The sequence below is a fragment of the Microbacterium sp. GW823-FHT02G05 genome (assembly GCF_058797175.1).
Genome location: NZ_JBXAJK010000001.1, coordinates 1,493,389 through 1,518,601 on the forward strand (window position 1 = coordinate 1,493,389; position 25,213 = coordinate 1,518,601).

Annotated in this window: 32 protein-coding genes; 31 read left to right on the plus strand and 1 reads right to left on the minus strand. The window is 68.1% G+C overall.

Features of this window, described 5'->3' with window-relative positions:
• The first annotated feature begins 36 nt into the window (after positions 1-36).
• From fliS to AC1REM_RS07255, 31 genes are all read left to right on the plus strand, one after another.
• Positions 37-447 carry a flagellar export chaperone FliS gene (fliS, locus tag AC1REM_RS07105; protein WP_492513991.1) on the plus strand — a complete coding sequence of 137 codons (411 nt, stop codon included), beginning with the start codon at positions 37-39 and terminating at the stop codon, positions 445-447.
• Complete coding sequence (locus AC1REM_RS07110) at positions 444-731, plus strand: hypothetical protein (RefSeq protein ID WP_204939247.1); 288 nt, start codon at positions 444-446, stop codon at positions 729-731. The genes fliS and AC1REM_RS07110 overlap by 4 nt, the downstream gene beginning before the upstream one ends.
• 106 nt (positions 732-837) lie before the next feature.
• Positions 838-1,185, plus strand: a complete 348-nt coding sequence (locus tag AC1REM_RS07115; protein WP_492513992.1) for a flagellar basal body rod protein FlgB — start codon at positions 838-840, stop codon at positions 1,183-1,185.
• Positions 1,182-1,577 carry a flagellar basal body rod protein FlgC gene (flgC, locus tag AC1REM_RS07120; RefSeq protein WP_492513993.1) on the plus strand — a complete coding sequence of 132 codons (396 nt, stop codon included), beginning with the start codon at positions 1,182-1,184 and terminating at the stop codon, positions 1,575-1,577. The genes AC1REM_RS07115 and flgC overlap by 4 nt, the downstream gene beginning before the upstream one ends.
• Positions 1,574-1,900 (plus strand): flagellar hook-basal body complex protein FliE, encoded by a 327-nt coding sequence (gene fliE, locus AC1REM_RS07125; protein ID WP_492513994.1) that lies wholly within the window; start codon positions 1,574-1,576, stop codon positions 1,898-1,900. Before flgC ends, fliE begins: the two co-directional genes overlap by 4 nt.
• Before the next feature lie 3 nt (positions 1,901-1,903).
• On the plus strand, positions 1,904-3,538 hold the full coding sequence (fliF, locus tag AC1REM_RS07130) for a flagellar basal-body MS-ring/collar protein FliF (protein ID WP_492513995.1): 1,635 nt from the start codon (positions 1,904-1,906) through the stop codon (positions 3,536-3,538).
• Positions 3,535-4,632 (plus strand): flagellar motor switch protein FliG, encoded by a 1,098-nt coding sequence (fliG, locus tag AC1REM_RS07135; RefSeq protein WP_492513996.1) that lies wholly within the window; start codon positions 3,535-3,537, stop codon positions 4,630-4,632. The genes fliF and fliG overlap by 4 nt, the downstream gene beginning before the upstream one ends.
• Before the next feature lie 125 nt (positions 4,633-4,757).
• Positions 4,758-5,390, plus strand: a complete 633-nt coding sequence (locus tag AC1REM_RS07140; RefSeq protein ID WP_492513997.1) for a FliH/SctL family protein — start codon at positions 4,758-4,760, stop codon at positions 5,388-5,390.
• A complete protein-coding gene (locus AC1REM_RS07145) occupies positions 5,387-6,706 on the plus strand; it encodes a FliI/YscN family ATPase (protein WP_492513998.1) in 1,320 nt (439 codons plus the stop codon). Before AC1REM_RS07140 ends, AC1REM_RS07145 begins: the two co-directional genes overlap by 4 nt.
• The gene (locus AC1REM_RS07150; protein WP_492513999.1) at positions 6,706-7,131 is read left to right on the plus strand and encodes a flagellar FliJ family protein; all 426 of its coding nucleotides are present in this window, start codon (positions 6,706-6,708) and stop codon (positions 7,129-7,131) included. The genes AC1REM_RS07145 and AC1REM_RS07150 overlap by 1 nt, the downstream gene beginning before the upstream one ends.
• Entirely contained in the window at positions 7,128-8,381 is a 1,254-nt protein-coding gene (locus AC1REM_RS07155; protein ID WP_492514000.1) for a hypothetical protein, read from the plus strand. The genes AC1REM_RS07150 and AC1REM_RS07155 overlap by 4 nt, the downstream gene beginning before the upstream one ends.
• Positions 8,382-8,395: 14 nt before the next feature.
• Entirely contained in the window at positions 8,396-8,848 is a 453-nt protein-coding gene (locus tag AC1REM_RS07160; RefSeq protein ID WP_492514001.1) for a flagellar hook assembly protein FlgD, read from the plus strand.
• 30 nt (positions 8,849-8,878) lie between these two features.
• The gene (locus AC1REM_RS07165; protein ID WP_454126185.1) at positions 8,879-10,045 is read left to right on the plus strand and encodes a flagellar hook protein FlgE; all 1,167 of its coding nucleotides are present in this window, start codon (positions 8,879-8,881) and stop codon (positions 10,043-10,045) included.
• Positions 10,046-10,160: 115 nt separating this feature from the next.
• Positions 10,161-10,379 (plus strand): flagellar FlbD family protein, encoded by a 219-nt coding sequence (locus AC1REM_RS07170; RefSeq protein ID WP_492514002.1) that lies wholly within the window; start codon positions 10,161-10,163, stop codon positions 10,377-10,379.
• 2 nt (positions 10,380-10,381) lie between these two features.
• Complete coding sequence (locus tag AC1REM_RS07175; RefSeq protein ID WP_492514003.1) at positions 10,382-11,173, plus strand: motility protein A; 792 nt, start codon at positions 10,382-10,384, stop codon at positions 11,171-11,173.
• Positions 11,170-11,979 (plus strand): OmpA/MotB family protein, encoded by an 810-nt coding sequence (locus tag AC1REM_RS07180; protein WP_492514004.1) that lies wholly within the window; start codon positions 11,170-11,172, stop codon positions 11,977-11,979. Before AC1REM_RS07175 ends, AC1REM_RS07180 begins: the two co-directional genes overlap by 4 nt.
• A gap of 3 nt (positions 11,980-11,982) precedes the next feature.
• Positions 11,983-12,906 carry a flagellar motor switch protein FliM gene (locus AC1REM_RS07185; RefSeq protein WP_489968878.1) on the plus strand — a complete coding sequence of 308 codons (924 nt, stop codon included), beginning with the start codon at positions 11,983-11,985 and terminating at the stop codon, positions 12,904-12,906.
• Positions 12,903-13,562: a FliM/FliN family flagellar motor switch protein gene (locus AC1REM_RS07190; protein WP_492514005.1), complete on the plus strand. Its 660-nt coding sequence runs from the start codon at positions 12,903-12,905 to the stop codon at positions 13,560-13,562. The genes AC1REM_RS07185 and AC1REM_RS07190 overlap by 4 nt, the downstream gene beginning before the upstream one ends.
• A gap of 3 nt (positions 13,563-13,565) precedes the next feature.
• Positions 13,566-14,021, plus strand: coding sequence for a flagellar biosynthetic protein FliO (locus AC1REM_RS07195; RefSeq protein WP_492514006.1), 456 nt, complete (start codon positions 13,566-13,568; stop codon positions 14,019-14,021).
• Positions 14,022-14,161: 140 nt separating this feature from the next.
• Positions 14,162-14,980 (plus strand): flagellar type III secretion system pore protein FliP, encoded by an 819-nt coding sequence (gene fliP, locus AC1REM_RS07200; protein WP_492514007.1) that lies wholly within the window; start codon positions 14,162-14,164, stop codon positions 14,978-14,980.
• Positions 14,977-15,252 (plus strand): flagellar biosynthesis protein FliQ, encoded by a 276-nt coding sequence (fliQ, locus tag AC1REM_RS07205; RefSeq protein WP_204939263.1) that lies wholly within the window; start codon positions 14,977-14,979, stop codon positions 15,250-15,252. Before fliP ends, fliQ begins: the two co-directional genes overlap by 4 nt.
• Entirely contained in the window at positions 15,252-16,013 is a 762-nt protein-coding gene (locus tag AC1REM_RS07210) for a flagellar biosynthetic protein FliR (RefSeq protein ID WP_378788555.1), read from the plus strand. Before fliQ ends, AC1REM_RS07210 begins: the two co-directional genes overlap by 1 nt.
• Positions 16,010-17,107, plus strand: a complete 1,098-nt coding sequence (locus AC1REM_RS07215; protein WP_492514008.1) for an EscU/YscU/HrcU family type III secretion system export apparatus switch protein — start codon at positions 16,010-16,012, stop codon at positions 17,105-17,107. The genes AC1REM_RS07210 and AC1REM_RS07215 overlap by 4 nt, the downstream gene beginning before the upstream one ends.
• 41 nt (positions 17,108-17,148) lie before the next feature.
• Positions 17,149-19,203, plus strand: coding sequence for a flagellar biosynthesis protein FlhA (locus AC1REM_RS07220; protein WP_492514009.1), 2,055 nt, complete (start codon positions 17,149-17,151; stop codon positions 19,201-19,203).
• An 88-nt stretch (positions 19,204-19,291) separates the two neighbouring features.
• Positions 19,292-19,534, plus strand: a complete 243-nt coding sequence (gene csrA / locus AC1REM_RS07225; RefSeq protein WP_204939267.1) for a carbon storage regulator CsrA — start codon at positions 19,292-19,294, stop codon at positions 19,532-19,534.
• Positions 19,535-19,674: 140 nt separating this feature from the next.
• Positions 19,675-20,136 (plus strand): flagellar export chaperone FlgN, encoded by a 462-nt coding sequence (flgN, locus tag AC1REM_RS07230; RefSeq protein WP_492514010.1) that lies wholly within the window; start codon positions 19,675-19,677, stop codon positions 20,134-20,136.
• Positions 20,137-20,143: 7 nt separating this feature from the next.
• Complete coding sequence (gene flgK, locus AC1REM_RS07235; protein WP_492514011.1) at positions 20,144-21,526, plus strand: flagellar hook-associated protein FlgK; 1,383 nt, start codon at positions 20,144-20,146, stop codon at positions 21,524-21,526.
• Between the two features lie 17 nt (positions 21,527-21,543).
• Positions 21,544-22,431: a flagellar hook-associated protein FlgL gene (flgL, locus tag AC1REM_RS07240; RefSeq protein WP_492514012.1), complete on the plus strand. Its 888-nt coding sequence runs from the start codon at positions 21,544-21,546 to the stop codon at positions 22,429-22,431.
• Positions 22,428-22,808, plus strand: a complete 381-nt coding sequence (locus tag AC1REM_RS07245) for a flagellar assembly protein FliW (protein WP_492514013.1) — start codon at positions 22,428-22,430, stop codon at positions 22,806-22,808. The genes flgL and AC1REM_RS07245 overlap by 4 nt, the downstream gene beginning before the upstream one ends.
• 203 nt (positions 22,809-23,011) lie before the next feature.
• Positions 23,012-23,428, plus strand: coding sequence for an HU family DNA-binding protein (locus AC1REM_RS07250; protein ID WP_492514014.1), 417 nt, complete (start codon positions 23,012-23,014; stop codon positions 23,426-23,428).
• A gap of 168 nt (positions 23,429-23,596) precedes the next feature.
• The gene (locus AC1REM_RS07255; protein WP_492514015.1) at positions 23,597-24,403 is read left to right on the plus strand and encodes a sigma-70 family RNA polymerase sigma factor; all 807 of its coding nucleotides are present in this window, start codon (positions 23,597-23,599) and stop codon (positions 24,401-24,403) included.
• A 23-nt stretch (positions 24,404-24,426) separates the two neighbouring features.
• Here the strand turns inward: AC1REM_RS07255 and AC1REM_RS07260 are convergent, their stop codons facing one another.
• Positions 24,427-25,107 carry a DNA alkylation repair protein gene (locus tag AC1REM_RS07260; RefSeq protein ID WP_492514016.1) on the minus strand — a complete coding sequence of 227 codons (681 nt, stop codon included), beginning with the start codon at positions 25,105-25,107 and terminating at the stop codon, positions 24,427-24,429.
• Positions 25,108-25,213 lie beyond the last annotated feature (106 nt).

A 25,213-nucleotide genomic window follows, 5' to 3' on the forward strand; every position in this document is an offset into this window, starting at 1 on the left:
ATTTCCCTCTCGCCCGAACGACACGGAGATCACCCGATGAACGCTTCGCTGGAACGTGCAAAACAGCAGTACCTGGAACTGCAGGTCAGCTCGGCCTCGCCCGAGCGTCTGCTCACGATGCTTTACGACCGGCTGCTCGTCGACATCGACCGGGGGCACGCCGCACTCCAAGCGCAGGAATGGTCCGCAGCGTCCACCCACCTGACGCACGCCCAGCAGATCGTCGCGGAGCTCACCTCGTCTCTGACGGATGCCTGGGACGGCGCCGAGGGACTCCGCTCGCTGTACGTCTTCGTGAGCGGTCGGCTGATTCTGGCGAATGTGACGCGCAACAGCGAGGTGGCCGCGGAGTGCCGTGCGCTCGTCGCCCCGCTGCGGGACGCGTGGCACCAGGCCGCCGCCACGCTGGAGCGGGTACCCGTAGCCGCAGCATCTGCACAGGCGTGACCGCGGTGTCGGACAACCTCGCAGCGTGGCTGAAGCTGCTCGATCAGTTCGAGCGGGCGCTCGACGCCGCCGACGAGACGCTAGAGCCGCAGAGCTTCGACGAGCCGCCAGGGCCGATGCCCGAGGAGGTGCGCGAGCGCGCGGAGGACATCTTCGCTCGCCAGCAGTTGATGATCAACAGCGTCATCACCTCGCGGGCGAAGGTCGCACGGGAGCTCGCTGCGCTCCGACGTGTGGCGACGCCGAGCACGGACGCCCCTGTGTACCTCGACGTCGAAGGCTGACCGATCGGTTACGCCCGTCGCGCCTTGTCGCGATAGTCGTCAGTGAGCACGGATCGCTCGACTCCCGGCCACGGATCGGCCTGTCTCCCCACATCCGGAGTTCCCTGTGCTCGATTCCGTAACTGCGAATGCGCTGTCCGGCGCGCTCGACGGCCTCGCGCTGCGTCAGCGCGCGATCGCCGACAACATCGCGAACATCAACACCCCCGGCTATCAGGCCCAGCGAGTGATGTTCGAAGACGCCCTGCGCCGTGCCGTCGAGAGCGGTTCCGGTGTGGCACAGCCCACTGTCGAGCGCTCCCTCGAGCCGACGCGACTCAACGGCAACAACGTCAACCTCGACACCGAGACCCTCTCGAACATCGACACCGTGCTGCGGTTCCAGTTCGCCAGTCAAGCACTGAGCGGGCAGGCGGCCTCCATCACCAAGGCGATCGGTCAGGCCTCCGCATGACCTTCGACGCCATCGGCATCGCCGGCACAGGCCTGAACGTGCACCGCAAGTGGCTCGACGCCCTCAGCGACAACATCGCGAACGTGAACACGGCGACCCCCGCCGGCGGAGAGGCTTTCCGGGAGAAGCTCGTGACCGTGCAGGCGGGGACCCAGGGGCCGGGTGTCTTCGTCACCGGTGTCGTCGAGTCCGAAGCCGCAGCCAAGCTCGTCTACGACCCAGAGCACCCGTACGCCAATGAACAGGGATACGTGCAGTACCCGAACGTCGATCTGGGCGATCAGATGAGCATGCTCATCCTTGCGCAGCGGGGCTACGAGGCCAACGCCGCCGTCGTCGATCGCGCGAAGACCACCTACGAGGCCGCCCTGCAGATCGGACGCAACGGATGAGCCTGTCGGTCGACGGTGTCTCCGGGGTCAGCGGACTCGGAGCACTGAGCTTCGAGACCGCCGAGGTCGCCGGGGGCACCGGGAGTGCCGATCCGGCCACCGCAGGAGCATTCGCGTCGTCGCTCACCGGGGCGATGGAGAACCTTCAGCAGCTCCAGTCGACCTCGAACGAACTCGCCGTGAATGCGGTCACCGGTGACCTGCAGGACATCCATCAGGCGATGATCGCCTCGGCGCGGGCGTCGGTGACTCTCGACCTGGTCGTCGCCGTGCGCGACCGGGGAGTCGCGGCGTTCAACGACATCATGCGGATGCAGGCCTAAGCCATGCCCAAGATGCTCACCAGCTCGTTCGAGCGCACGAAGCAGATCGTCTCCGGCTTCTCGCTCGCCCAGCGGACGATCGCTCTGATCGGCGTCGCGCTGCTGGTCATGGGTGCCATCGCGCTCGGATCCTGGCTTGCGAAACCGCAGATGAGCCCGCTGTTCACCGGGCTGAGCGCAGCGGACGCCTCGGCGGTGGTGGAGCAGCTCAAGTCCGCCGGTGTCGGATACGAACTCACCGACGGCGGAGCCACGATCCTCGTCCCGGACGCGCAGGTCTACACGCAGCGCCTCGCGGCCGCCGCATCCGGTCTTCCGGGCGACAACCGGGCGGGCTACACGCTTCTGGATGAGATGGGCGTGACGGCCAGTGAGTTCCAGCAGTCGGTGACGTACAAGCGCGCGATCGAGGGGGAGCTCGCGAGTACGGTCAGCGCCATGAAGGGCATCAGCAGCGCCAGTGTGCAGCTGGCGATCCCCGAGGAGAGTGTCTTCGTCTCCGAGAAGCAGCATCCCACCGCATCCGTGTTCGTCAAGACGCAGAGCCGCGCGCTCGACAACGACCAGGTGCAGGCGATCGTCCACCTCGTCAGCGCGTCTGTGGCAGGCATGCGCCCCGAGGATGTCGCTGTCACCGACCACAACGGCAACGTCCTCTCCGCGGTGGGCGCAGGACTCACAGGGAGCGCCTCGACCCAGGCTTCCGAGCATGAGTCGAAGGTCGCGCTCGCCGTGAACAAGATGCTGGAGACCATCGTCGGCCCGGGCAATGCCACCGTCACGGTGTCGGCCAACGTCGCCAATTCGACATCGGAGCGCCTCGATGAGACGTACACCGCGCCGGACGGAGACCTCAGCGCGGCGGAGCAGATCAAGAGCGAGGTCTACACCGGCGGGCCCGGGGTCGGCACGGGCGTGCTCGGACCCGATAACATCGCCGTCCCCAACGGCGCGGAGGGGGCTGGGTCCTACGAGCTCGAAGAGACCTCGCGCAACAACGCCGTGAACAAGACCACCGAGAAGACCGTCACCCCCGCGGGCGAGGTCACCCGTCAGACCGTCAGCATCGCCCTGAACCGCGAAGCCGTCACCGGGGTCACCGCCGCGCAGATCGAGGCTCTCGTCGCGACCGCCGCGGGAATCGACACGGAACGCGGCGACACCGTCGCCGTCGAGTTCGTGTCGTTCAGCCAGACCGGTGCGCAGGCTGCGCAGACCGCGCTCGCCGCGGCGGAGGCGGAGCAGGCTGCGAAGCTGCAGCAGGAGCTGCTCCGCTCGGCGATCATCGGCGGTGCGATTCTGCTCGCCGCGATCGTCCTCGTCGTGTTCCTCGTGATGCGTCACCGCAAGAAGCACCGCGTCGCCTACACCGATGCCGGTCCGATCGAGTACCTGGCGACGTTGACGGAGACCGAGGAGGAGAAGCTGCGCGCGCTCAAGGGCCTGTCCAAGCCGCCGCTGGAAGCATCCGTCCCACCGAAGGTGCTGCCGCAGATCGGGCTGGACATCGAAGAGGAGCCAGAGGTGGATCAGGTGCTCGTCGAGCGTCGGCGTCGGGAGATCGACGAGATGGCCAAGAGCGACCCGCAGGTGATCGCGAGTGCACTGGCCAACATGATGGATGAGGCCAGGGCATGAGCCTGCTCGGCGGCGCGACCGCGGCGACCGCGGTTCGCGACGAGCAGTCGGAGCCCGCGCCCCCTGTGGCCCAGAGTCCCGCAGAGGCCGCGGCCCCCGCGATCTCCGGGCTCCGCAAGGCAGCGATCGTGCTCCTCAACCTCGATCGCGCGGCGAGCGTCGAGGTGCTCCGACACCTGGGCGAGGAGCGCGCGGAAGCTCTCGCTGCGGAACTGACGCAGCTGGGCGGTGTGGACGTCGCGACCACGGCGCGCGCGCTGGGCGAGTTCCGACGGATCGCAGCGGGCGGAGCCGTGCCCTCGCGAGGGGGACAGGATCTCGTGACCGGGCTGCTGGAGACCGCGTTCGGCCGCGAGAAGGCGGTCGGCATGGTCGGACGCGTGATGTCGCAGGGGAGCGTCTCGTTCGACTTCCTCAACGCGGCGGATCCCGGACAGCTCGCGACCGTCCTCGAGGGCGAGCTGCCGACGACCGTGGCCGTGGTGCTCGCGAACCTCCGAGCCGATCGCGCGGCGGCGGTCCTCGCCGAGCTGCAGGATCCGCTGCGCACCGATGTCGCCCAGGCGATCGCGACGATGGGAACGGCCACTCAAGAGGCCATCTCGATCGTCGCCGAGTCGCTGCGCTCACGCACCGGCGTCTTCGCGATGCGCGACATGCATGAGGCGATCGGAGGTGTGCAGCCGCTGGTGGAGATCATCAACCGCGCCGACACAGCTCTGGAGAAGGCGCTGCTGACCGGTCTGGAGGAGCGTGATCTCTTCCTCGCCGAAGATATCCGCAGCCGGATGGTCACGTTCGCCGACATCGTCCGGCTCGAGGATCGCGACGCACAGCTCGTGCTGCGAGGCATGGATCTGCGCATGCTCGCGATGGCGCTCAAGGGCGCCGATGAGCAGATCAGCGAAGTGATCGCGCGCAACATGACCGTCCGGAACCGGGAGAACCTCGAAGAGGAGACGCGCACGCTGGGACCTGTGCGGATGCGTCAGGTCGACGAAGCACGCACCGAAGTCGTGCGCATCATCCGCGAACTCGAGGCGTCCGAGCAGATCCACATCTCGCGCGAGGACGAGGACGAATTGATCGAGTAGAAACCACGATCGCGGCAGTGCGGCGAGGTTACGCGCCCGCTCCATGTCGCGATAGTCGGAAGAGAGCATGGATTGCTCGACATCGCGCCAAGGATCGGCGAGCCACTTACCTCTCAGGATGTGTCGTGCCCGATCCCGCTTTCACCCCGTTGGTGGTCCCTCGCGTCGGCGGGGCTCCCACGGACGCGCGCGGAGAAGCGGAGCGCGCACGTGTCAGAGGACATGCGGCTGGCTTCGCAGAGGGGCGCAGGATCGCTCTTGAAGAGCATCGCGCGCAGCACCTGATCGATCAGGAGCGCCTGCGCGCGCAGGAGGAGTCATCCCGCCGCAGTGTCGCCTCCGGGCTCGAGGCGCTTCGCGCCGCGGCAGAGGAGATCCACCGTCAGACAGAGGCGCTCACGGCCATGGCCGTGGACGAGATCGAACGTCTCGCCGTCGAACTCGCCGAGACGATCCTCGACGCGGAGTTGTCGGACCCCGCGCGATCGGCCGCGCATGCGCTGCGCCGCACCGTCGCCGAGGTCCCGATCGACCGATGGATCCGCGTCAGCCTGAACGAGCGGGATCTCTCCCAGCTCGCCGCGCACGAGTCGCGGCACCTCGACGGCATCGAGGTGGTCGCCGCGGGGCACGTCGACGCGGGCGGAGCGATCGTCGAGGTTCCGCACGGCGCGGTGGACACCCGGGTTTCGCGGGCCCTGGCCCGGGCGCGCAGCGCGCGTGCGGGCGTCGACGATGCCGAGGGGGCATCGGGATGAGTACGGCGACCTGGGAGCGTGTCCTGCGCGCGGCGGCACCGGAGCGCTCCGGAACGGTGAAGGCCGTCGTCGGACTCGGCGTGGAAGTGCTCGGTCTGGACGCCGCCGTCGGTGATCGCGTGCAGATCGAGACGGCCGGACAGCGCCCTGTGGACGCAGAGGTCGTCGCGGTCGACGGCGTCTCGGCACGGTGCATGCCGCTCGGCCCGGTTGATGGGATCACCGCACGGGCCCGTGTGCGTCACGGGGGCGCCGCTCTTCAGGTTCCGACAGGGGCGGCGCTGCTCGGGCGCGTCCTGGACGGGCTCGGCCGTCCGATCGACGGCAAGGGGCCCGTGGATCCGTCCGCGCTGTACGTCCCCTTGGACAACGAGGCGCCCAGCATCATGCAGCGTCAGCGGATCCAGACCCAGCTCGGCCTGGGCGTGCGTGTGCTCGACACGATGACTCCCGTTGGCACCGGTCAGCGTCTGGGGCTGTTCGCCGGATCGGGCGTCGGAAAGTCCTCCCTGATGTCGATGATCGCCCGCGGATCCACCGCTGACGTCATCGTCATCGCGCTCGTCGGGGAGCGCGGACGAGAGGTCCGAGAGTTCCTCGAGGATGACCTCGGCCCCGAGGGGCGTGCGCGGGCGGTCGTGGTCGTGGCCACCTCCGACCAGCCGGCGATGGCTCGGCTCCGGTCGGCGTTCGTCGCGACGCGGATCGCGGAGCAGTTCCGTGCCGACGGCAAGAACGTGGTGCTGATGATGGATTCGCTCACCCGCGTGGCAATGGCGCAGCGCGAGATCGGACTCTCCGCCGGTGAGCCTCCGGCGACGCGAGGCTATCCGCCGTCGACCTTCTCGGTGCTCGCCCGGCTGCTGGAGCGCGCGGGCACAGGAGAGATCGGATCCATCACGGGCCTCTACACGGTGCTGGTCGACGGAGACGATCACAACGAACCGATCGCCGACGCGGCTCGTGGGCTTCTCGATGGGCACGTCGTGCTGGATCGGGGACTCGCGGTGCGCGGTCATTTCCCCGCGGTGGACGTTCTGGGCTCGGTGTCGCGTGTCGTGTCCAAGATCACCACGCCGCAGCAGCGCAAAGACGCCGTGACGTTGCGCAGTGTGCTCGCCGCGAGACGCAGCGCCAACGACCTCATCGACATCGGTGCCTACCGGCCAGGCGCGAACCCCCTTGTGGACGCAGCCCTGACCCACGCGGGCAGTATCGACGGGTTCCTGACACAGGGCATGGACGACCGGGCGGACGCGGGGGACTCGTGGCGTCGCCTGGCCGCGCTCACCCACGACTTCGGAGGACTGATCTGATGGCATTCCCGCTGGCAGGACTGCTGCGCGTGCGCGGCACTCAGGAGCGCATCGCGGCCGAGCAGCTGTCGCTCGCGAGCGAACGGCACAGACAGGCGGAGGCAGCGGTGTTGACGGCGGAGGAATCGGTTGCGGCCATCGGCACCGAGATCCAAGACGGCGCAACGCTGCTGGCCATGGCCGCTGCGCGATCAGCCGGCGCCAGCATGCTCGCGGATCTGCGAGCCCTCACGGAACTGGCAGCAGCGGAGCAGGCGGAGGCCCAGACGACCCACGTCGCCGCACGTCGGGAGCTCAAGGGACTGGAGCGCCTGGAGTCCGCGCATCAGAGTGAGGCAGACAAGGCGGATCGGGACCGCGAGCAGAGCGCGCTCGACGAGATCGCCGTCGTCATGACGGTGCGCCGTGGAGGGCAGGACGCATGACGTCGATGACTCCGCTGCTCACGCTCATCACGCCGTCGTCCTCGCCCGCGGGATCGACAGCCGCCACGCCGACGGCAGAGGGCGACGATGTCTTCGGATTGGCTCTGCAGCAGGCCGAGGCACAGCTCCGCGACGTGACCGAGGCGGAGACCGCGCTGGTCCCCGCGGAGACCGAGTCGCACGGCGAGGTGCCGGGCGAGGCGGGGTCGGCCCCGTCAGGTGCCTCCCCGGCGGCACATCCGACAGTGCCGGTGCCAGTGCCGGTGCCGGTGTCGATGCCCGCCGACCCTCCGCAGTACGCGCAGACGCTCCCGGCCCTTCTCCGTGACCAGCCGCCCGTGTGGCAGCGGCCGACAGTTCCGGCTTCGGACGCGGTGTCGATGCCCCCCGAGGCCACGGCGCTGACGGAGACCCCGGACGCTGCCGTCGTCGTCGAGCGCGTCGTGGGTGCGCCAGCGGCGAGCGGTGTCGTCCCGGCGATGAACAGCCCCGTCTCGCGGGTCGCCGCGGCACCGGCTGCAGCGAGCGGCGTCGTCGAAGCGGAAGCCCCCGCCCCCGCACCGGTGGCGCGTACGGGCACCGATCCGGCGACGACCGTACGTGCCGAGCCTGACCCCGCATCGCCGCAGGCTCCGGGTGCGCGCCCATCGGCCGAGACCGCTGCCGACACCGACGTGCCGGCTGCGACGCACCGTGCCGTCACCGCGGTTGCGGCGCCGATCGCGGCCCCCGTGCCGGCTACGCCGGCCGCGGCGGATCTCGACACGGTCAGCGTCCTTCCGCGCACCGTCGCCGCGCAGGTCGCCCCCGCCCTCATGAGCATCGTGCAGCGTCCCGCGGGCACGCACCAGCTCACGATGACCATCAGCCCCGACACTCTCGGGCCCGTCACGATCCGTGCGCATATCGGTGCCGGCGGCGACGTGCGCGTGGAACTGCTCGGCGGCACCGAGTCGGGTCGCGAGGCTCTCCGCACGATCGTCGTCGACCTGCGCCGCGATCTCGCCGCCGTCATGCCCACCGCGCAGCTCAGCCTGAGCTCCACAGCGACGAGCGACCTCGGCGCGAACGACCGCGGGGGGCAGCCCGGTGCCCCCGGCGCCGACAGCGGCGCACGCGGCGAAGATCGTCCCTCCGAGCGCGGACGCACAGGGGAGGCCTTCACCGAGACTCCGGAGCCCCTCCGCAGCACCCTGACCATGAACCCGATCGGTGCCGCATCCGGTGCCGGTCTCGACACCTTCGCCTGAGAGGGGCATCACCTATGCCTGTTGCACCTGTGACCCAGACGCCACCGCCCACGTCCATCCATACCGGGACCACCACAGACCCGAGCGCACGCAAGCAGACGCTCGATGGTGAGGTCTTCCTCCGCCTGCTGGTGACGCAGCTGACCAACCAGGATCCCTCGAGCCCCATGGACACGAACGCGATGATCTCGCAGACGACCGAGCTGGCGATGATGGAGCAGATCACGGCGCTCACGAACACGAGCAGCGAGGCATTCGCGCTCAACATGCGTCAGGCAGCCACGGCCATCATCGGCCATGAGGTCTCGTACAAGGGACCCGACGGCGTCACGATCACAGGGGTCGCCACGAAGGTCTCCTTCGACGGGCCGATCCCGCTCGTCACCGTCGGCGGCAAGTCCGTCTCGCTGGACGCGCTCACCGCCATCACCTCCACCACGCCCACGGCCGACGCGCCGGCCGCCTGATCACCGACCTTCCCAGAAAGAGAACCGCACATGCTCCGTTCGCTCTACTCCGGAATCTCCGGTCTCCGTTCGCACCAGACCATGCTCGATGTCACGGGCAACAACATCGCCAACGTCAACACCGCAGGCTTCAAGGGCTCCTCGGTCCTGTTCCAGGATTCGCTCTCGCAGATCATCGGCAACCCCGGAATCCCCGCGGACCAGGTCGGCGGACGCAACCCCTCGCAGGTGGGTCTCGGCGTGCAGGTCGGCGCCGTGCGCACCAACTTCGCCCAGGGCGCCCCGCAGTCCACGGGCCGCGGCGGTGATCTGATGATCGCCGGTGACGGCTTCTTCGCGGTCCGCGCCGGCGGCGAGACGCTGTACACCCGTGCGGGTGGCTTCACCTTCGACGCACGCGGTCAGATGGTCACCGCCGACGGCGCGATCGTGCAGGGGTGGACGGCCCAGGACGGCGTCGTCGACAGCGGGCAGATCCCCGGTAACATCACGCTGCCGCTGGATGCGGTCTCCGCGGCCCGGGAGACGACGAGCGCTGCGGTCACCGGCAACCTCCCGTCGACGGCGGCGGTGGGCGATGAGCTCATCCGCGATGTCACCGTGTACGACGCGCAGGGGGCGGCCACGACGCTCAGCCTCGTCTTCACGCGCACCGCGACGGGCTGGAACGTGGCCGAGCCGAACAGCGGCGCCACCGGCTCGCTCAGCTTCACCGACGGCAAGCAGGCGGCTCCCGGGTTGACTCTCACCGCCGGGAGCATGTCGATCGACCTCACCGCCGTCACCGGCTACGCGGACCTCAGCACGGTGGCGATCACCGAGCAGGACGGCACCGCCGCAGGAACGCTCAAGTCGTACGCCGTGACCAGCGACGGATCGATCGTCGGCACCTTCAGCAACGGCCAGACCGAGACCCTCGGCAAGGTCGCGATGGCCACCTTCGCCAACCCGGAGGGACTCGAGAAGGCCGGTGGCACCGCCTACCGCATCTCCGTGAACTCGGGCACGCCCCAGTACGGCGAGGCAGGTCAGGCCGGATTCGGCAGCCTGGTCTCGGGTGCGCTCGAGATGAGCAACGTCGACCTCTCTCAGGAGTTCACCAACCTGATCGTCGCGCAGCGGGGTTTCCAGGCGAACGCGCGCATCATCACCACGAGCGATGAGGTGCTGCAGGAGCTCACCAACCTCAAGCGCTGACGCCCATCCGTCACCGGCGCCCCCGACGCCTGACCGCGCCCGTCCTGGTTACCCAGGACGGGCCGGGTCGCGATAGTCGGAAGCGACACCCCTACCCACTTCCGGAGTTCCCTCGATGATCATCGTCACCCGCCTCGACCACACCCGGTTCGCGGTCAACCCCGACCTCATCGAGCGCGTGCACGAGGCACCCGACACCACGCTGCATGTGGTCGGCGGACGGGTCTACGTCATTCAGGAGTCCCTGCCCGCGCTGATCGACCTCATCGTCGAGTACCGTGCGCGCGTCCTCGCGAGCGCACAGACGCTTGCGCAGCAGCAGTCGGAGGCGTGAGCATGGATCCCGCATTCCTCATCGGCATCGTCATCGCCTTCGGTGCCCTGGTCGCGATGATCAACCTGGAGGGCGCGAGCATCACCGCGCTGCTCCTGCCTGCCCCGATGATCCTGGTCCTCGGATCGACCATCGGCGTCGGCATCGCAAGCCACACGATGCGAGACACGATCACCGCCGTCACGAGCCTCGGCCGCATGGTCCGGGGGCCGAAGACGACGCCGGCGGCCGTGATCCCCTTCCTCGTCGGCTACGCGGAACGCGCCCGCGCAGAGGGCCTCCTGTCGCTGGAGCAGGAGCTGGATGATGCGCCCGACGCCTTCACGCGCAATGCCCTCCAGGCTCTCGCCGACGGTGCAGACGCCGAAGACATGCGCATGGTGATGGAGGACGAGCTGTCCGCGGTCGCCACCCGCAACCGCGTCGCCTCGAAGTTCTTCTCCTCCCTCGGCGGCTACGCGCCGACCATCGGCATCGTGGGCACCGTCGTCTCTCTGACGCACGTCCTCGAGAAGCTGGACGAACCCGACCACCTCGGACCGATGATCGCCGCCGCGTTCGTCGCGACCCTGTGGGGCCTGCTGTCCGCGAACTTCATCTGGAACCCCATCGCGGGTCGACTCGGCCGCATCGGCGCAGTGGAGATCGAACGCATGACCCTCGTCATCGAGGGGACGCTCGCGATCCACTCGGGCAACCCTCCGCACCTCGTGCAGGAGCGGCTGGAGGCGCTGTGCAGCCAGAAGCCGAAGCAGAGGAAGCAGAAGGCGCCTGTCGTCGAGGACGAGCAGTGACCGCAGTCCGCCGGGGCAGGCGTGCCCTCGATGACGACGGCCACGACGAGCCCGACGAGCGATGGGCGGTGTCCTACGCCGACATGGTCACGGTGCTCATGTGTCTGTTCATCGTGATGTTCGCGGTGTCGACCATCGACAAGGGCAAGTTCGAGCAGCTCGCCAACAGCCTCGCCGCGGGCTTCGGGCAGGAGGACACCGGCAAGGGAGCCGATACGACCGAAGGGCTCGTGATCCCCCCGGAGATGGTGGACGAGAACGGTGTCGAGGACCTCACGGGACGGGCCGCCGCCGAGTACGAGTCGCTCGAAGAGCTGCGCGACCAGATGTATAACGCACTGGCCGCGCAGGGTCTCCAGGACACCGTGGCGTTCGTGATCGACGAGCGCGGCCTGAAAGTCGGGCTGGTGGGCGCGGAGACGTTCTTCGAAAACAACAGCACGGACCTCACTCCCAAAGCGGATGCCGTGCTCAACGCCATCGGCGATGTCCTCGTCGGCGTCGACAACGAAGTCAGTGTGGAGGGCCATGCCGACCACCGTGTCGCCGCGACGCCCTTCGCGACGAACTGGGAGCTGTCCGGCGGGCGGGCGACGCAGGTGGCGCGCTTTCTCGTCGAGCATGAGGGCGTCGCCGGACCCCGGGTGCGAGCGACGAGCTTCTCCGACACCCGACCTGTCGTCCAGGGCGACACGATCGAAGCGCTCGCGAGCAACAGACGCGTCGACATCGTCGTCGAATCCAATGAGGAGGAGCGCGTGCGCGCGCTCATCCCCGCGTTGTCCGGCGCCCCTGTGAAGGGCTGACCCGTGACCGCCACGTACCAGGAGGCCGACATGATCGCATCGAGCGTGCTCGACGACCCCGCGAAGCGTTATCCCGCGTATGACTTCAGCCGTCCCGCGCAACTGGGGCGCGACAGCACCCGCCATCTCGAGGCGGCTTTCGAGGCGTTCGCCCGGCTCTGGTCCTCGCAGCTGACCGCCAAGGTGCGTGTCCGCACGCACATCACGCTCGAGAGCGTGGCCCTCACCTCCCACGAGGAGTATGCGCAGACGCTTCCGTCGACCACGGCGATGATCGCCGGCTCCTTCGCCGACCGTGACGAGCCCTGTGTGATCCAGTTCGGCCTCGACAGTGCGCTGCTCTGGGTGGTGCAGATGATGGGGGGCAAGAGCACGACTCTTCCGGAGTCGCGCACCTTCACCCCGATCGAGCACGCACTGGTGCGCCACCTGATGGATGAGACGCTGGAGCACCTCTCGTCCAGCCTCGGCACTCTGCTGCCGGGAGACTGCGTCTTCGCCGGGGTGCACTACAACCCGCAGTACATGCAGGTCATCTCGGCGGCGGCCCCGGTCGTCGTCGCCCGCTACGCGATGCGTCTGGGCGAGATCGACACGGTCGCCACCGTGATGCTCCCCGTGTCTGCGATCGTGGATCGTCTGGCCGAGACGAGCGGCGACACGGGCGCCGCGCACAGCGCTGAGCAGACACTGGAACAGCTGCGTGCCACACCGCTCGACATCACGCTGCGCCTCGCTCCGCTGACGATCGGCGCCGGAGAGATCCTTGAGCTCGCACCCGGGGATCTGCTGCGCCTCCCGCATTCCGAGACCACACCGTTCGAACTCATGGCGGGTTCCGCCCCCATCGCGCGAGCGACCGCGGGGGCGCGCGGATCGCGCCTCACCTGCCAGATCACCAGCATCCATGAGGAGACCACCCGATGAGCACCTTCCAGGAGACCGCAATCGCCGCTGCCATCGCCGGCAAGCTGCCCTTCAGCGTTCCGGTGATCCCCAGCGCCTCCACCGACCCGAGCGCCATCGGAACGGCCGTCGCCGTCACCTTCACCGGCACGCCCGGGGCGCGTCTGGCGATCCAGATCGCCGACCCCGACGCTCTCGCAGACGGGTCCGCGGAGGCGATCCTCGCGGATCGACTGCACCCGATCTTCGAAGCTGCGGTGGTCGTGCTCGGCGCCGGAGCTCTCAGCGAGGCTGAAGAGGTTGACGCCGCGGAGTTCTTCACGGCGTCCGGCACGCAGATCTTCGACATCGTCGCTGAGGACGGCACCGTCATGGCCCGTGCGGCCGTTCGCATCGATGATGAGCGTCGTCGCAGCGGATCGTCGGGCCCGATGCGTTTGAACCGCATCGCCGGCGTCGAGATGGAGCTGGTCGTGGAGATCGGCCGCACGCGGATGCCCGTGCGTGACGTGCTCACACTGGAGCCGGGCCGCGTCGTCGAACTCGACCGCGCCGCCGGATCCCCGGCCGACATCGTGCTCAACGGTCGCCTCATCGGCCACGGCACGGTGGTTGTCGCGGACGGCGATTTTGCGATCCGGGTCGAGCGCATCCTCGACGGCGCGCAGGACATCTGAACCATGGACGAGATCCTGGTCGTCGTCCGGGTCGTCGTCTCGCTGGCGGCGGTGCTCGGTCTCATGCTGTGGCTGGGACGACGGCTGCAGAAGGGGCAGAACACGCGGAACAACCCGCTCGCCGGTCTGGTGCCTGCGAAGCTCGCGGATCGTTTCGCGCCCTCCGGGCCGGCGCGCCCGCGGACGCGAGCGCAGGCAGCAGAGAAGATCAGGGTCGTCGCCCGCACAGGGCTCGGCGGCCGTGCGCAGTTGGTCGTCGCGGAGTTCAGCGGCGTTCGTTACGTTCTGGGCGTCACCGAACGGGGTGTCAACGTCGTGGACACCCTGGAGGCTCCCGCGGAGATCTCGGCAGAGCTGCCCGCGGAGACCATCGTGACCGCCACCGGGGACGTCGTGGGGGAGCGTCGCGCCGCCCGCCTCGCCCGATTCGAAGGCATAGCCGCCGCTACCCGACAGTAGCCCCTCCGGGAGGGTGTGCAACGGACCTGCGCCGTCACGGTTACGGAACACGCCCCTCATCGCGATAGTCGTCTCTGAGCACGGATTGCTCGCACCCTCGGCTACGGATCGGCCACGTCACCCTATCCCGGAGTGCCGCTTTGCCCTCATCCGTGCCCGCCGCCGCTGCTGTTGCGCTCACGCGCCGGCGCCTGTGGTCACTGACGGCGATCGCCCTGGGAATCGTCGCGGTGTCCGCGCTGACGTCCGCCGGCGGTGCCTACGCCGCCGAGCCGCTGGCCGTGCCGGACGGAGAAGGCGTCACGATCAACGGGGTCAACGGGACACCCTCCGACAGCATCCTCACGGTGCTCGGGATCACGGTGCTCAGCGTCGCCCCGGCGCTGCTGCTGATGATGTCGAGCTTCACGAAGATCTTCGTCGTCCTGGCGCTGACCCGCAACGCACTCTCGCTGCCGTCGATCCCTCCGAATCAGGTCCTCGCCGGTCTCAGTCTGTTCCTGACGCTGTTCATCATGTGGCCGGTGCTCGTGGACGTGAACCAGATCGCCGTGACTCCGTTCACCGCGGGGCAGATCGATTTCGGTCGCGCCTTCGATCTTGCTCAAGCCCCGCTCAAGGAGTGGATGCTCGGCTTCACCCGCGAAGAGGACATCGCGCTCATGTACCGCGCGGCGCAGATGGAGAACCCCGCGGATGCCTCGAGCATCGAGCTGTACACGCTCGTGCCGGCCTTCATGCTCAGCGAACTGCGCGCGGCGTTCCTCATCGGCTTCATGATCTTCGTGCCGTTCCTCGTCATCGACCTCGTGGTGGCCAGCGCCCTCATGTCGATGGGAATGATGATGCTCCCGCCGGTGATGATCTCCCTCCCGTTCAAGATCCTGCTGTTCCTGCTCGTCGACGGGTGGGGGCTGGTCGTCACGGCGCTCGTACAGTCCTACGGAGGTGCCCGATGACACCGGAGGCCGTCATGGACATCGGTCAGTCGGCGCTGATCCTCGCCGCGAAGCTCTGCGCGCCACTGCTGATCACCGCGCTCGTCGTCGGATTCGCGATCTCGCTGCTGCAATCGATCACGCAGGTGCAGGAGATGACGATGTCGTTCGTCCCGAAGCTGATCGCCGTGGGCATCGCGCTTCTGGTCTGCGGTCACTGGATGATCTCGGAGACGGTGACCTTCACGCACGAGATGTTCGAGCTGATCCCGCGCCTGCTGAACGGCGGCTGATGTTCATCCCGATCGATTTCCTCTGGCTGGAGGCCACAGCCCTGGCCTGTGCGCGGATCACCGCGTTCCTCGTCATCGCGCCGCCGTTCAACCATTCGACGATCCCCACGCGGATCAAGGCGATGCTCGGCGTCGCCCTCGCCCTTGCCGTCTCGCCGACCGTCAGCGTCGGCTACACGCAGTTGGACACCGGAGCCTTCATCCTGGCGCTGATCGGCCAGGTGATCACGGGAGCGCTGCTGGGCTTTCTCGTGATGGCGCTGTTCAGCGCCATCCAGGGCGCAGGTCACCTCATCGACACGTTCGGTGGCTTCCAGATGGCGCAGGCGTTCGACCCGGGAATGGCGATCAACGGAGCGCAGTTCACCCGCCTGTTCCAGATGACGGCGATTCTGCTGCTCTTCGCCTCCGACGGATACCAGCTCGTGCTGGGAGGGATGTTCCGCTCCTTCGACGCCGTGCCGGTCAGCGGAATGATCGACCTCACGAAGCCCGCCGATGCGCTTCTGGGGGCGGCGGGGCAGATGATGCTCAGCGCCGTCCAGATCGCGGGACCCCTGCTCATCGTGCTCTTCCTCGCGGACGTGGGCCTCGGCCTCATCACCCGCGTCGCACCCGCCCTCAACGCGTTCGCCATGGGCTTCCCGATCAAGATCGGCCTGACCCTGCTCCTGGCCGGCTTGGTATACGCCGCGTTGCCAGGAATCGTCGGCGCGCTCGCAGAAGACGCGGCTCGACTGCTCATGGGGGTGGTCTCATGAGCGGAACCGACAGCGGGGAGCGTACCGAGAAGGCGACCGCCCAACGGCTCCAGGAAGCGCGGAAGAAGGGGCAGATCGGACGCAGCCAGGACTTCACGGCCTGGGTCTGCATCGCCGCGGCCGCCATCATGACGCCGCTGACGATCGCGAATGCGAGCCAGGTGCTCACCGGCCAGGTTCTCGACGTCGCCGCGGTCGCGAAGAACCCCACCCCGGGGAGCGTGATCGACGCCCTCAGCGCGGCGATCTCCTCCATCGGAGGCATCCTGCTGCCGTTTCTGGCGGTGGTCCTCCTGGCGACGACCGCGACCGCGGTGGCGCAGGGCGGGATCCACCTGCGCAACGTTCCGCTGCGGGGAGAGCAGTTCAACATCGTCGCGGGGCTGATGCGCGTCTTCGGAAAGCAGGCGCTCTGGGAGGGCGTCAAGGCACTGCTGAAGACGCTCGCGATCGGCGCAGCCCTCTGGATCGTCGTGTCCAACCTCGTCCCGGTGCTGATGGCGAGCGGCAGCCACAACATCTCCTGGCTGCTCGAGCAGGCCGGAGGCGGTGTCGCGGCACTTCTCCAGGTGGCCGTGGTCGTCGGCATCCTCCTCGCCGCAGCAGACGTCGCCGTCGTGATGAAGCGCAACCGCAAGCACACGCACATGACGAAGCAGGAGGCGAAGGACGAGCACAAGAAAAGCGAGGGCGATCCGCTCGTGCGCTCCCAACGGCGCTCCCGACAGCTCGCTCTGAGCCGCAATCGCATGATCGCGGCGGTCGGCGACAGCGACGTGGTGCTCGTGAACCCGACGCATGTCGCCGTCGCGCTGCGCTATGAACCGGGCAAGTCCGCCCCGCGCGTCATGGCGAAGGGTGCGGGGATCGTGGCACAGAAGATCCGAGAGCGTGCGGAAGAGGCGGGCGTGCCGATGGTGCGCGACATCCCGCTGGCCAGAGCCCTGCACTCCGCCTGCGAGGTGGGGCGGGAGATCCCGGAAGAGCTCTACACGGCCGTCGCGCAGGTGCTCGCTTTCATCGAGCACCTCAAGCGTCGCGGATCGGCACGAGGGACCCACACGATGAACACCGCGGGCGTTCCCCGGACCTGAGATGAGCACATGCGAATGAAGATGAGAAGGCGAGACGGATCGTGAGACAGCTCCTGTTGAAGGCTGCGGTGCCGGTGGGCGTCGTGGGCATCATCCTTCTGCTCATCGTGCCGATTCCGGCGGGGCTGCTGGACGTGCTCATCGTCCTCAACATCGCCTTCGCGCTGCTGATCCTGCTGACCGCGATGTTCGTCAAGCGGCCGTTGGACTTCTCGGTGTTCCCGAGCCTCCTGCTCGTGGCGACGCTGTTCCGGCTCGGGCTGAACGTCGCATCGACCCGACTCGTCCTGAGTGAGGCGCATGCCGGTCAGGTGATCCAGGCGTTCGGGCAGATCACGATCAGTGGCTCGCTGGTGATCGGCGCCGTGATCTTCCTGATCCTCACGGTCATCCAGTTCGTCGTCGTGACCAAGGGTGCGGAGCGCGTGGCGGAGGTCGGCGCACGATTCACGCTCGACGCGATGCCGGGCAAGCAGATGGCGATCGACGCCGACCTCAACGCGGGCCTCATCACGGAGGAGGAGGCGCGCAAGCGTCGCGCGGACGTCTCGGCTGAGGCCGACTTCTACGGCGCGATGGACGGTGCGTCGAAGTTCGTCAAGGGCGACGCGATCGCCGGCATCGTGATCGTGGTGATCAACTTCGTCGGCGGCATCATCATCGGCATGGTGCAGCACGGCATGGAGGCCGATGAGGCGCTCTCCACCTACAGCATCCTGACGATCGGCGACGGGCTCGTCACACAGATCCCGGCGCTGCTCATGGCGGTCGCCACGGGCATGATCGTCACGCGCGAGAACGCGGAATCGGAGATGGGGCAGTCGGCGAGCCGCCAGCTGATGCAGTCTCGCAACGCCCTGCTGATCACCGGTCTGGCTGCCGTCTCGATGGGGTTCATCCCCGGAATGCCGATCCTGCCGTTCCTCCTCATCGGCGCCGCTCTTCTGTTCGCGGCGTCCCGGGTCACGGCGAACGCGGCCAGAGAGTCCGAAGACAAGCTGGACGCCGAGATCCGATCCAGCGAATCCGCGGCCGAGGGGCCGGAGGAGCTGATGGATCGGATGCGGGTGCACGCGCTCGAGATCTCGCTCGCGCCCGACATCGTCGACCTGGCCGCAGGGGGATCCGGCGACCTGCTCACACGGGTCAAGTCCCTGCGCCGCAAACTCGCGATCGAGATCGGCTTCCTCATGCCGCCCGTGCGCACGCGCGACAACATCGACCTCCCGTCCGAGAGCTACGCGATCCTCATCGCCGGCGTAGAGGTCGGCAGGGGGACGGTTCCCCGTGGTCACCTGCTGGCGATCGGCACAGGGCTCGAGCACCTTCCCGGCAGCTCGGTCACGGATCCGGTCTTCGGGCTGGAGGGCAAGTGGATCCCCGTGGAGATGTCGCATGCGGCCGACCTTGCCGGCGCCGCCGTGATCGACCGCGCCAGCGTGATCATCACCCATCTCTCCGACATCGTGCAGGCCCACGCCGACCGGCTGCTCTCACTGGAGGATGTGCGCCAGCTCACCGAGCACCTGAAGCAGACGCATCCGACCGTCGTCGAGGAGCTCACCCCGGCGACGATGAGTCTCGGCGCCATCCAGCGCGTGCTCGCCGGTCTGCTCGCCGAGCGCATCCCTATCAACGATCTGGCGCGCATCTACGAGGCGCTGGCGCTGCGGGCGAAGACGTCGACGGAGACCGCGGCGCTGATCGATGCTGCGCGCGCTGTGCTCGGACCGGCGATCTCCGCGCGCTTCGCCCGAGACGGGCGTCTGCGCGTCGTCATGTTCGACCCCGGGCTCGAGCAGCAGCTGCTGGAGGGCATGCGGGTATCTGACGGCGCGGCGCAGATCGTCCTCGCTCCCGACACGACTCTGCAGCTCCTGGAGAGCGTGCGCACGACGATCAGCACGCTGGACCACACCGGCACTGACCCCGTCCTGGTCTGCGCCCCCTCCATCCGCCAGGCCGTGCGCAAACTGATCGGCGCTCAGGCCGGGGGGATCGCCGTGCTGTCCTACGAGGAGGCCGCCGCCGGCGGGCACGCCACGGATGTGGTGGGCGTCGTGCGGCTCGTCCAGTCGGCTCTGCCCAGCGCCTGAGCGGAGTCACGCGCCTCAGGCCGCATGGGTAGACTCCTGAGCGGGAAGCGCGCAGACGCGCACACAGCCATGGAAGGCGGACGAACACATGCTTGTGCTCACTCGACGTGTGAATGAGAGCATCAAGATCGGCGAGGACATCACGGTGACCGTGCTGGCCGCCGGACCCGGTGGGGTCCGAATCGGGATCGATGCACCTCGCGACCGGCGGATCAACCGGGCGGAGATCATTCAGGCGGTCGTCGATGCGAACCGCGAAGCAGTGCATTCGTCCTCTGACGACGTGGCGCAGGACGTTCTTCGCAGCGTTCTCGCGCGGCCTAATCGATAGAAGCATTTCTGTCAATGGGGACTAATCCCCGGAAAACCGAGTTACTGGCGTACCGAATACCGCGATAGTCAACTACGGCGGGGATTTCTTACTGAACTGGGACGGATGAGGTGACCACCGTGGCCGCTCATGAACTGAGCATGCAACTGATGCGAGAGCGCGAGATGCTCGAGCTGCTGCTCTTCAAGCTCGATGTGCAGCAGATGCTTGTCGCAACCGGGCGAAACCGCTGGGTGCAGCACGCAGCGAACGAGGTCGAGCGCGTCCTCGCAGCGATGCCCGCCACCGCGATCACGCGTGACACCCTTGTCGTCGCAGTCGCCGACGAGTGGGGTGTGCCAGAGGCGACCTCGCTGCGAGAACTCATCGACGCGGCACCGACCGACGCGTGGCGAGAGATCTTCACCGGTCACCTTGAGGCACTCCTCGCCCTGGCCGCGGAGATCACCGAGATGAAGGCGATCAATGAGCAGCGCCTGCGCACAGCGCTCCGGGTCGTCCAAGAGACCATCGCCGCCCTGGACAACTCCACCGGTGAGTACGACCCGTCGGGAGAAGTGATCCGCCCCAGCGGATCTCACATCCTCGACACGCGAGCGTGAGGTAACTGTGTCTTCTTTCGCGGGAATCCGTCTCGCCCAGTCGGGCCTCACGGCGGCAAAGGCCGGGATGAACGTCACCGGTCAGAACATCGCCAACCAGACGACCCCCGGCTACACGCGCCAGCGCATCGAGCAGAGTCCTCTGTTCGCGACGGGGCCGGGCGTCGGCTCCGGCGTGAATGTCACCGGGATCAGCCGACTCGGTGACGCCGTCCTCGACGCACGTGTGCGAGATGCACTGGGCTCCTCCGGCTTCTGGGCCGCCCGCGCGACCTCTGCTCTGCAGGCCGAGGCGGTGATGGCCGAGCCGACGAAGGATGGCCTCGCCGCGAACATGGATCGCTTCTGGGCAGGATGGTCCGACCTCGCGAACGCGCCGGAGCCCGCCGCGGCGCAGGTCGTCCTCACGAATGCCGAGGTGCTCATCGGGCAGATCGCGGCAGGATATGAGTCGATCGCCGGTCAGTGGTCCGCGCTTCGGGGTCAGGTTGACCGGCAGGTCGCCGACGTCAACGCGATGGCGGGTGAGGTCGCCGCGTTGAACGGCGAGATCCGCACTGCCCTGCAGTCCGGTCGCAGCGCGAACGAGCTCATCGACCAGCGCAACGTCCTCGCGCAGCAGCTGTCTTCGGCGATCGGTGCCAAGGGCACGGTCGAAACCGACGGCACGCTGACCATGCGTGTGGATGGCAACCCGCTCGTCGCCGGCGACATCGCGAGAAGGTTGACCGCTGAGGGGGTGACCAACATCGCCGACGGCGGTCGGATCACGATCTCCTGGGCGGATCGCCCCGGGGTTCCCGTCGCCGTCACCGGCGGCTCCATCGGCGGTGCCATCAGCGCGCTCGCCCCGGCCGCCGACGGCGGCACGCTGGCGCGGGTGGCCGATGCCTACAACCGGACGGCGACCGAACTGGCGGCCGCCGTCAACGCGGTCCACGCCACGGGCGTCACATCGACCGGTGTCGCAGGTGGCGCGTTCTTCGCACTGAACGGCTCGGGCCCTGCAGCCCTCGGTCTGAGCGTCGTGCCGACGTCGCTGGACGAGCTGGCGCTGGCGGCTCCGGGTGCCGGTGCCCTGGACACGTCGATCGCAGACAAGATCGCGACGATCGGCAAGTCCGACACCGGGCCCAGCAAGACCTGGTCGAGTTTCGTGACCGGGTTCGCGGTGTCGGTGGGCGGCGACGCGCAGCGCGCCGATTCGGCCGACGCGGGCGCGATCGCAGCGGTCACCGCGCAGCAGTCGAACGCCTCCGTGGACGGCGACGAGGAGACGATCAACCTCCTGACGTACCAGACCGCCTATCAGGCGGCGGCGCGAGTGCTCACCGCGATGGATGAAGCGCTGGACGTTCTGATCAACCGCACCGGCCTCGTGGGTCGCTAGGCATTCGGAGAGAGATCATGATCGGACGAGTCACAAGCACCACGATGGCGGAGCAGACGCTGCGCACCCTGCAGTCGAACCTTGCGGAACGCGACCGACTGCAGAACCAGGCCACGTCGCAGCGCGCGTTCAGCAGGCCCAGCGAAGATCCGACCGGCACCGCCACGGCGCTGGGCGTGCACGGTGAGCAGGCCCGCACGGCGCAGTACGCGCGCAACATCAGCGACGGCCTGGCCTGGGTGACGACCGTCGACACCGCACTGGGCGCGAGCGTCGAACTGCTCAACCGCGCACGGGACCTCGTCGCGCAGGGGGCGAACTCCGGTGCGATGAGCATGCCGGCGCGAGAGGCGATCGCCGCCGAGCTTGAGAGCATCGCCACCGAGCTGCTGTCCCAGGCCAACACGACGGTGCTGGGTCGCAGCGTCTTCGCCGGAACCAGTGATGCCGGACGCGCCTTCGAGGCGGGGACCTTCACGTTCAACGGTGCCGCCGGGAGCGGCGTGCAGCGTCGCATCAGCGACACCGACACCGTTCGGGTGGACAGCGATGGCGCGCAGGTCTTCGGCGAGGGCGCGAACAGCGTGTTCGCGCTCCTGGCCGACATCGCGGGTGAGCTTCGCGGCGGGCAGGAGGTCGGTGTGCGTCTGGGGGACATCGACGACCGGCTCACCTCCATGATCGCGGCACGCGGCACGACCGGTGCGCGCCAGGCCCAGATCGAACGGGCCTCCGCGCAGAATCTCTCGGTGTCGATCGATCTCGAAGCGCAGCGCACCGAGGTCGAGAATGTCGACAGTTTCGAGGTGCTCGTGCAGCTCCAGTCCGCGGAGCTCGTGTACCAGTCCGCCCTGCAGGTCACCGCGCGGAGCCTGCAGACCAATCTGATGGAGTTCCTGCGATGACCGTCGCCCTGAACGTCGCGTTCGTCGCCTCCCCTCCGGGACTGAGTCCGTATACGGCATTCACCCTCGATCCGATCGAGGGTGCCGACGGCCTCTACGCCCTGCGCTCGCAGGAGCAGGATGACGTGCGTCTCTACGTGCTCGACCAGACCGGGGGGCGTTCCGGCTATGCGCCGCACGTGGGCGGGGCGGTCCGTGCCGAGATCGGCGCGGAAGATCCTGCGGATGTTCGTCTCTTCGTGGTCGTGAACCCGACGGAGAGCGGCGTCTTCGTCAACCTTCGCGCTCCGATCATCATGCACCGTGAGAGCGGGAGGGCGTCGCAGATCATCCTGGAAGACGAGAGCTACTCCTTCCGGGAGCCGCTGACAGCATGACGTCGGCCGGGGCTTGAGGGCCCCGGGGGTCGGCTTTCCGCGGTCGTAACATCTGCGAGCGAAGAACCCGTATCCTCTCAAGAACGCGGGGCAGAGCACTGATGCTTAGGCCCGCCGGCCTCATGCGACCCGACATGGCGGCCAGTGTCGCTGTTGCGTGTCCGAGGGAGCTTCTCGGGTGCGGACACCATGGATGGTGAATCATGAGCACGACGATCGAACCTCGCGAGAAGAAGACCTCGGAGTCTCGCATCAGCAGGACCGAGTTCGTCCAGCGGGCTGCGCTGCGGGCGAAGCTCCCGGTCCGCACCATACAGGCGGCGTACGACGCCCTGACCGAGGAGATCATCGACCTCGTCAAGGAGAAGAACCGGGTCACGCTCACGGGCTTCGGGCGCTTCTACCAGCAGCCCCACAAGGGGCATCTGGCGCAGGCCAGCCCGGGGGAGAAGGGCAGTTCGACCACCCGGGTTCCCGACTATGTCGTCCTCAAGTTCTCGGCGACGCGCGATGCCAACAGAAGGCTGTCGATGACGGCCGAGGAGGAGGCGGCGGAACTGCTTCAGAAACGCCGCCCCGCGCAGGGAGAGACGGCTGCGGCACGAGGTCGGGAGGACTGAGGAACGGCGTCGCTCTGATTCGCCACACCGGGCATGCGACCCTTGCTCCGGCGCTCGCCGCACTGCTAACCTGAGTGTGCGCTGAGAGCGATGGCCGCAGGAAGCGCACGTGGGTGGTTTGGGGGAATCGCTCGCTGGGGATTTGTGTACAAATCGAAGGGACCAGCGATGCAGACCTCCACGCGAGATCAGTGGATCATCGACAGCATTCCGCTTGTGGGATACCTGGCCCGCACGGTCTCTGGTGCGGTGTGGTCCGCACATCGTGAGGCGCTGACGACGGCAGGCGCGCTCGCGCTGGTCGATGCGGCGGACTCCTTCGATCCCGCACACGACGCCTCCTTCTCAACGCTCGCGCAGTCGCGCATTCTCGCTGCCTTCGCCACCGTCGCGCGGGATGCGGAAGTCGCATCACTTGAATTCCGGATGCCCACGGCCGCGACGTCGGGGGCTGCTGATGTCCTCGCCGCGACGCTGGGACGGCCGCTGACGGTCGCCGAGGTGGCGATGGTTCTGGGCGTCGACGCGGTGGCCCTCCGCGAGCCTACGGATGACTCCGGCCGCGTCACCGTCTCGTTCGAGGACGATGCGGCGCGACAACTCCTTGTCAGCGGCATGATGTCACCGGAGGTGGCTGCGGAACTGGATGCCGCAGAAGCGCGGCTTCGCGGCGCTCTCGATGCTCTTCCCGAGCGGCTGGCACACGTCGTGCGGGGCCTCTACTTCGAGGGCCGCACGCCGGCGAGCCTCGCGGAGGAGCGGGGCGTGGCAATCGTGGACGTGCTGCAGGAGCGCGCACGGGCATTGCGGCTCCTCCGCGGCACGGTGACGGCGTGTTCGGATGACGCCGCGGTGGTGCAGTTCGAAGAAGATGTGACGCACGCCGCGCCTGCCAAAGAGGCGCACTACAGTCAGATCGCTCAGCGCGGTCGGGACCTGGCGCAGTCGCTGTTCCCGCAGCGCTCGCCGGCATAGCGACATATCCGCAGCCTTGTTGCTCAGGCGAGGTGCTTGAGCGCCTCTCGGCGCGAGAGCGGGGAGAGATTCGGATGCTGCGCGACGAACGTGCGCACCCATGCGGGATCGGTCTTGGCGTACTCTCGCAGCGACCAGCCGATCGCCTTGCGGAGGAAGAACTCGCTGTCGCGGATGTTCGCCTCGATGGCATCCGTCAGCAGGGCCCTGTCCGTGCGGGACTTTCGTCCGAGCTGCGAGATGATCGCCGCGCGTCGCATCCAGAAGTCAGCGTCATCCGCCCAGATCCGCATCTCCACAGCCATCACGTCGGGGTGAGCGTCGAGAAGCTCCGCCAGTCGGTGCGCTGCCTCATCGACGTGATCCCACCAGGCTCCCGTGCGGATCATCTCCTCGTGCACCGGCAGCAGGTCGAGGTCTCCGCGCACTGAACGCGCTGCCAGAAGGGCCTGCGCGGCGTAGCGCTCCTCTCGATGCGTGGCCGTGCGCCACAGTGACAGGGCGGCGCCGCGAAGCACCTGCGCATCCGCGCACCCCTTGGCGCAGGTGCGGGTGATCGCCCGCACCTCCGGGACGCGCACACCGAGGAACGGCATCGTCGACTTCATGTAGGCCTGCTGGCCGGGTGCGAGCTCAGGATCGGCGGCCGCGCGCAGCGCGTCGCGGATGTCGGCCGCGAGAGCGGCGCCGGGATCGTGACTCACGGGGAGATTCTAGGGTGCGGCGGCGGACGGATCACATACATCGTCAGGATGACCGAACTCCGTCCCTCGCCCGATGACCGCAGGAGGTGGCGGTTCCTACCGTGGA